We start from the raw sequence: 6,710 nt of genomic DNA, 5'->3' as shown, positions 1-6,710 counted from the left end.
CCTCGGGTCCCCTGGAGCCCCCAGTACCGCCACCTCCCCCACTCACCTGCCGACGGAGCCGAAACCCCCGGTCGTCCTCCTCCACGGCTTCATCGACAACCGCTCCGTCTTCGTCCTGCTGCGCCGGTCCCTCGCCCAGCACGGCCGCCACCAGATCGAGTCGCTCAACTACTCTCCGCTGACCTGCGACATCCGTACGGCGGCCGAGCTGCTCGGCCGGCACATCGAGGAGATCTGCAGGCGCACGGGCCAATCCCAGGTGGACATCGTGGGCCACAGCCTGGGCGGCCTGATCGCGCGCTACTACGTCCAGCGCCTCGGCGGTGACCTCCGCGTCCGTACGCTCGTCACCCTCGGCACCCCGCACTCCGGCACCCGGGTCGCCCCGCTGGCCAACGCGCATCCCATCGTCCGCCAGATGCGCCCCGGCTCGGAGGTCATCGAGGAACTGTGCCTGCCCGCGCCGGACTGCCGTACGCGCTTCGTCAGCTTCTGGAGCGATCTGGACCACCTGATGGACCCGCCGGAGACGGCCTGCGTCGACCACCCGGACCTGCTGGCACAGAACGTGCAGGTCACCGGCGTCGGACACCTCGCCCTGCCCGTGCACCCCGCCGTCGCGGCCGGGATACGGCAGGCCCTGGACGAGGGCGCCCTCCCCCTCGCCGCCGACGCCCGGACGGACGGGACCCGGGAAGAGGGACTGACCGTGGCCTGAACCCCTCCCCGGACCCCGACCTGAACCCATCCCGAGCACCACCCACAGGCCGGCCGGAGCCGCCGAACACCCTCCAGGATTCGAACAATCTTCGAACGCCAGGCCAAACCCGTGCCCGCAGTCCCCCGAAACACGGCCGAATGCCCGTTTCCCCCAGGCACGAAACCAGCAGAAGATTGTCGCGCCCGCGTACCGCCGGGTACAGTCGCCGCACTGCTCTGCCAGCCCCTGTTGTCGAGGCGAAAGAGAAGTTGGTGAACGAACGTCACCCGTCGGGGACGATGACCTCCCCGGCTCCGGCTTCCGATGCCGCGACGGGGCACTACACGTCGTACGGCACCCAGGAAGTCCCTTTCGGTGACTTCACCACGCACGACCCCACCTTCGCCAACGGTTTTGACCCGGGCATGGGCACGGGTACCGGCACCGGTAATTTCCAGACCGACCCGCTCTTCGGCAATATGCCGGGCGCGGATCCCGGCGCGGACACCACCGGTTCGTACGACAACTCCCAGTGGTCCACCGGCAGTCACCAGACCCTGAACTACGACCCGTACGCGGCCCAGCACCACGCCGCCTACGACACCGGGGCCTACGACACCTCCACCTGGGCGCCCGGCTACCAGCACCTCGCCGAGATCCCCGCGCAGACGCCGCCTCCCGGCGGTGACACCAGCGGCCAGTGGGACGCCCGCGCCTGGCTCCAGCCCGAGCAGTCCGGCCCGGCCGACCAGACCCAGCAGTGGCAATGGGGCACCCAGGTCTCCGACACCGGTGTGTACGACGCCACGCAGTGGAACTCGGACAGCGGCCCGGACGGCACGCCCGCCCCGTCCGCAGAGTACGGCCATGCGCACGAGCACGAGTACGAGCACGAGCACGACCAGCAGGCCACCGCGATGTTCGAGCAGATCACGGACGTGGCGGACGCCGCGGAGTACGAAGCGGAGCACGACCGGCACGCCCTCGCCCACGAGGAGTCGGATCTCCTCGGCGACGGCGAACTGCCCGCCGAGGCCCCCCTGCTCGACGGCCAGGAAGAGGCCGTTCCGGGCGCGGTGCCCGGCGCCGGGCGGGCGGCGTCCCGTACGGCGTCGCGCAACGCGGGCCGGTCCCGGCGCCGCACCCCGGCCAAACGTTCCGCCCTGATGACCATCGCCGTTCCGTCCGCCTGTGTGATGGGCGTCGCGGGTATCGCCGCCGCTTCCGTGGGCGGGATGAGCGGTGACAGCGAGCAGAACAGGACGACTTCCGCTTCGGACGGCATCGCGGTGAAGCCGTCCACCGCGAACAACAAGCTGGACACCCAGCTCGAGAGCCTCTCCGCGGGCGCCGACGACTTCGCCGACCGGGCCAGCCGGACGCAGGAACGTATCGACCTCAAGGCCCAGCAGATCGCCCAGAAAAAGGCGGCGGCCGCGGAGGCCGCCCGCAAGGAGCGGCTGCGCCCGAAGTACGCCCTCCCGGTCGCGCAGCACGGCCTCAGCGCCTACTTCGGCCAGGCCGGCATCAACTGGATGTCCGTGCACACCGGGATCGACTTCCCCGTCTCGTACGGCACGACGGTGATGGCCGCGACCGACGGCACCGTACGGACGCAGTGGAACAGCGCCTACGGCAACATGCTGATCCTGACCGACAAGGACGGCACGGAGACGTGGTACTGCCACCTCTCCAGCTACCAGGTCGCGTCCGGTACGACGGTGAAGGCCGGCGACCCCATCGCGTACTCCGGCAACTCCGGCAACTCGACCGGCCCGCACCTGCACTTCGAGGTACGGCCCGCCGGCGGCTCGGCGATAGACCCGCTCCCGTGGCTGCGCAGCCACGGCCTCGACCCGACGTAACCCGCAAGCGCAACCGGCCGGTATCGCGCCCCCGCAGGGGCGTTCAGGGGCGCGGGGAACCGCGCGACCAGCCAGAGCGGGCCCGCAGCTCCTCCACCGCCTGGCCGGCGAAGCGCTAAAGCTTTTCCACCGGCGCGTACCGCAGCAGCAGCCGCTTCGGCTTGTCCTCGCCGAAGTCGACCGTCGCCTCGGCGTTCGGACCCGTGCCCTTCACACCCACGACGGTCCCCAGGCCGAACTGGTCGTGCGTGACCCTGTCCCCCACCGCCAGCGCGACGACCGGCTTCTCGGCACCACCCCTGCGGGTGGCGAAACCCGACGCGCCCGAGGCCGCGGACCGCGAACGCGAGGCCGACAGCGAGGACGTCAGCCCGGAGGCCGGACCGGAGGCCTTCGCCGGAGCCATCGCGCCCGTGCGCTTCCACTCCAGATGGGCCGCCGGGATCTCCTCCAGGAAACGCGAGGGCGGGTTGTACGACGGCTGCCCCCACGCGCTGCGCAGCGACGACCGCGTCAGATACAGCCGTTCACGCGCGCGCGTGATGCCGACGTACGCGAGCCGTCGCTCCTCCTCCAGCTCCTTGGCCTGGCCGAGGGCACGCATGTGCGGGAAGACGCCGTCCTCCATGCCGGTCAGGAACACCACGGGAAACTCAAGGCCCTTGGCGGTGTGCAGGGTCATCAGGGTGATGACGCCGGAGCCGTCGTCGTCCTCGTCGGGGATCTGGTCGGAGTCCGCGACCAGGGCGACCCGCTCCAGGAAGGCGGGGAGTCCGACCGGGGCCGGTGCCTCGCCCTCAACCGCCTCTCCGGCAGCTCCCGACTCCTGCTCGAACTCCAGGGCGACCGCCGCGAGTTCCTGGAGGTTCTCGATCCGGGTCTCGTCCTGCGGGTCGGTCGACGCCTGCAACTCGGCGAGATAGCCCGTGCGTTCGAGGACCGCTTCGAGGACGGTCGCCGGGCCGGCGCCCGACTCCACGACCGTCCTCAGGTCCTCCAGCAACGTGTTGAACCGCTTGACGGCGTTGGTCGACCGCGAGGCCATTCCGTACGCCTCGTCCACACGCTTCAGGGCCTGCGCGAAGCTGATCTTCTCGCGCTGGGACAGCGCGTCGATCATCGCCTCCGCGCGGTCGCCGATGCCGCGCTTGGGGACGTTGAGGATACGGCGCAGCGGCACCGAGTCCTCCGGGTTGGCGAGAACACGCAGGTAGGCCAGGACGTCCCGGACCTCCTTGCGCTCGTAGAAGCGGACGCCGCCGACGACCTTGTAGGGCAGGCCGACGCGGATGAAGATCTCCTCGAAGACACGGGACTGGGCGTTCGTCCGGTAGAAGACGGCGACATCGCCCGCCTTGGCGTCGCCCGCGTCGGTCAGCCGGTCTATCTCCTCGGCGACGAACTGCGCCTCGTCGTGCTCCGTGTCGGCGACATAGCCGGTGATGCGCGCGCCCGCGCCCGCGTTGGTCCACAGGTTCTTGGGGCGCCGGGACTCGTTGCGCTCGATGACCGCGTTGGCGGCGCTCAGGATCGTCTGCGTGGAGCGGTAGTTCTGTTCGAGCAGGATCGTCGTCGCGTCCGCGTAGTCCTCCTCGAACTGGAGGATGTTGCGGATCGTCGCGCCCCGGAAGGCGTAGATCGACTGGTCGGCGTCCCCCACCACGCACAGCTCGGCGGGGGGCAGGTCGTACTCGCTGGGCGGTACGTCGATGTCGTCGCCGGTGTGTTCGGCGGTGCCGACGAGTTCCCGTACGAGCGCGTACTGGGCGTGGTTGGTGTCCTGGTACTCGTCGACGAGGACGTGCCGGAAGCGGCGGCGGTAGTGCTCGGCGACGTCCGGGAAGGCGCGCAGCAGGTTGACCGTCGTCATGATCAGGTCGTCGAAGTCGAGCGCGTTGGCCTCGCGCAGCCGCGACTGGTACATCGCGTACGCCTGGGCGAGGGTCTTCTCGAAACCGTCGCTCGCCTGGGCGGCGAAGTCCTCCTCGTCGATCAGCTCGTTCTTCAGGTTGGAGATCTTCGCACTGAAGGACTTGGGCGGGAAGCGCTTGGGGTCCAGGTCCAGATCGCGGCAGACGAGCGCCATCAGCCGCTTGCTGTCGGCGGCGTCGTAGATGGAGAAGGAGGAGGTGAAGCCGAGTCTCTTGCTCTCCCGCCGGAGAATGCGCACGCACGCGCTGTGGAACGTCATGACCCACATCGCGTTGGCGCGCGGGCCGACCAGCTGCTCGACGCGCTCCTTCATCTCACCGGCGGCCTTGTTGGTGAAGGTGATCGCGAGGATCTGGCCGGGGTGTACGCCTCTCTCGCCGAGCAGATACGCGATGCGGTGAGTCAGCACCCGCGTCTTGCCGGAGCCGGCGCCCGCCACGATGAGCAGAGGGGTGCCGGCGTGCACGACGGCCGCGCGCTGGTTCTCGTTCAGCCCGTCCAGGAGCGCGGCCGGGTCCACCACGGGGCGTGGGGCGCCGTCGCGGTAGTACGCGTCCCGGTCCGGCGGCGCGTCGAACTTCCCGCCGAACAGGTCGTCCGGAACGTGCTCCGGCGCGTGCTCGTCCTCGGGCGGCGGCGGGGGTTCCTCCTCGCGGGCCCGAGGGCCCTGGAGGTCCGCCAGGAAGCTGTCGTCAAAGAGGCTGCTCATCGCTCTCCGAGTCTAGGCGCCCCCACTGACAACCCGCCGCCACCCGGAAAACATCCCCCGGTATCCGCGCCCGACGACCAGTTCCGTCCGGACAATTACCCTAAAAGAAAACATAGTAGACAATTCGCCAATGATCGCCACACATCTACCTCGATCGACTCCATAGAGCCACGCTTAGGGCCAAGGTCACAAATACGTATCGGGCATAGCGGTCATCAACCTTCACAGAAGCCACACCTGTTGGCTAGCGTGCGGTAAGGCCGCTCGACCCGCACCGGCGAACATCGCCGGGCCGCGCGGCCCCCGCCGAGTCCGATCGTGCCGCCACCCGCGGCGGGAACCGGGGACCCACCGAAACCTGGGGTGAATCGGTCCGACTGCCGTCCAGGGCAAGGACCGTAGGGCAATCCTTCCGAACCATCCGCCCGAACCCGACAGCTAACCCGGTAGGCGGAACGTGGAAGGAGTCGCCACCCTTGGCGTCGTCGCACCGCAAGTCGCGCCCTACGGGCACGCGCACAGCAGGCATCCGGCCCGCCGTCTTCGCCACGGCGGCCCGGTACGGCACCGGATCCGCCGTCCGCGACCCCATGAAGACATTCCCGCGCGCCGACGACCGCGGAATGACCTCGGCCGGAACCGCATGACGGAACGCCCGACCTCGCGCCAGAAGAACGCTGTCGCCGACTACATCACGCGACTGGCCAGGACGACACGGAAGCGCCCGGAGGAAGCGGCGACCTTCGAGTCGCTCATCGAGCCCCAGGACGAGCTCCAGACGACCAAGACCGCCGTCCAGACGAAGCTCGTACAGGCCCGCCGGCTGCTCTCCCGCCTCATCGCCGAGGAGGAGCTTCGGCTCGCGGCGGTCGAACGGGAGAAGACCGAACAGGAGAAGCAGGCGCAGGCCCGCCGCCAGGCGGACGAACTCGCCCGGCGGCAACAGGAGCAGGCGCGGCAGCAGGAGCGGGAACAGGAGCGGGAGCGGCAACGCCACCAGGAAGCGGCGGCGGCGCGGCAGTTGACGGGCGGCGTCCAGTTGGAGCCGTCCACGGCAACGGTCACCGGCTCCTCGTACGCCACCAAGGCCGAGAAGGCCCTGACCTTCGCACACGCACAGATCGGCAAGCCCTACGTCTGGGGCGCCACGGGCCCGGGCTCCTACGACTGCTCAAGCCTCGTCCAGGCCGCCTGGAGGGCCGCCGGAGTGACCCTCCCGCGCAGCGCCCACGACCAGGCGACCGAGGGCACGACAGTCCCCCTCTCCGACGTCCAGCCCGGTGACCTGGTCTTCTTCCACGACGACAGCAGCCATGTCGGCCTGTACACCGGCAACGGCATGATGATCCACGCCCCGAAACCGGGTACGTACGTCCGCGAGGAATCGATCCGCTACGACGGCGAGGCGACGATCCACAGCGTGGTGCGCCCGGCCTGACGCACAGCGGACGGCAGATCCGGCCGGGCCGCGTGTGGCCGGGCGGGCCGGGCGGGCCGGGCGGGC

At 69.9% G+C, this 6,710-nt stretch carries 5 protein-coding genes and 1 riboswitch; of the genes, 4 read left to right on the top strand and 1 reads right to left on the bottom strand.

All coding sequences use genetic code 11. The features are described from left to right. Positions 1-718, top strand: a 718-nt coding sequence (locus AOK08_RS38075; RefSeq protein WP_055534625.1) for an esterase/lipase family protein, incomplete at its 5' end; no start/stop codon positions are given. Positions 719-972: 254 nt separating this feature from the next. Continuing rightward, on the top strand, positions 973-2,565 hold the full coding sequence (locus tag AOK08_RS38070; RefSeq protein WP_241827273.1) for a M23 family metallopeptidase: 1,593 nt from the start codon (positions 973-975) through the stop codon (positions 2,563-2,565). Between the two features lie 115 nt (positions 2,566-2,680). Here the strand turns inward: AOK08_RS38070 and pcrA are convergent, their stop codons facing one another. Next, a complete protein-coding gene (gene pcrA / locus AOK08_RS38065) occupies positions 2,681-5,206 on the bottom strand; it encodes a DNA helicase PcrA (RefSeq protein ID WP_055534621.1) in 2,526 nt (841 codons plus the stop codon). A 309-nt stretch (positions 5,207-5,515) separates the two neighbouring features. Next, positions 5,516-5,674, top strand: a riboswitch (cyclic di-AMP (ydaO/yuaA leader). Positions 5,675-5,682: 8 nt separating this feature from the next. Here pcrA and AOK08_RS48070 point away from each other — a divergent pair. Continuing rightward, on the top strand, positions 5,683-5,853 hold the full coding sequence (locus AOK08_RS48070; RefSeq protein WP_241827272.1) for a hypothetical protein: 171 nt from the start codon (positions 5,683-5,685) through the stop codon (positions 5,851-5,853). Further along, complete coding sequence (locus AOK08_RS38060) at positions 5,850-6,644, top strand: C40 family peptidase (protein ID WP_055534619.1); 795 nt, start codon at positions 5,850-5,852, stop codon at positions 6,642-6,644. Before AOK08_RS48070 ends, AOK08_RS38060 begins: the two co-directional genes overlap by 4 nt. The last annotated feature ends 66 nt before the right edge of the window (positions 6,645-6,710 follow it).

Source organism: Streptomyces graminilatus (genome assembly GCF_001418565.1).
Taxonomy (GTDB): Bacteria; Actinomycetota; Actinomycetes; order Streptomycetales; family Streptomycetaceae; genus Streptomyces; species Streptomyces graminilatus.
The sequence above is the reverse complement of the archived record's forward strand: the minus strand, read 5'-3'. Positions and strand labels throughout refer to the sequence as shown.